This is a genomic window from uncultured Marivita sp. (assembly GCF_947488135.1).
Classification (GTDB): Bacteria; Pseudomonadota; Alphaproteobacteria; order Rhodobacterales; family Rhodobacteraceae; genus Marivita.
On sequence record NZ_CANKYW010000038.1, the window covers coordinates 1 to 445 of the forward strand.

Annotated in this window: 1 protein-coding gene; it reads right to left on the reverse strand. The window is 62.0% G+C overall.

What is annotated here, in order from left to right:
* Positions 1 to 10: 10 nt before the first annotated feature.
* Positions 11 to 445, reverse strand: a 435-nt coding sequence (locus Q1B16_RS22315) for a transposase (protein ID WP_299794638.1), incomplete at its 5' end; no start/stop codon positions are given.

Below are 445 nucleotides of genomic sequence, written 5' to 3' on the forward strand. Positions count from 1 at the left end.
CGGCTCTGCCTCACTTTGTGTGGTCAAACGGTAGCATTCTTGCCCGCAACAATTCTGGGCCGGCCCGACCGTACATGGCGCGTTTGAGGGTTTTCAGGCGGTTGATCTGACCTTCCGCCTGGCCGTTGCTCCAAGGCATCTCAATCGCGTTTTTGACCGCATCGAAGTCCCGGTTCAATGTGCGGGCAAAGCGTACGATCGGCACCAACTCGGTTTCGATTGCGTCGTCGATCCATGCAGGGAGCGGGCCTGCGTCGCGCCCACGCATGATACCGTTGAACCGCATGGCGAGGCTGCGCATCGATACGAAGGCGGGAGAGCGGGTCTTGAGAGCATCGACTTTACGCGCCTGATCCGAGGTGAGCTTGCCGCGCGGTTTGATGCACAGCGCGGCCGCGATGACCGGGGAGATCGCGTGCCCCGTTTCCGGGTCCCGAACCGGCTC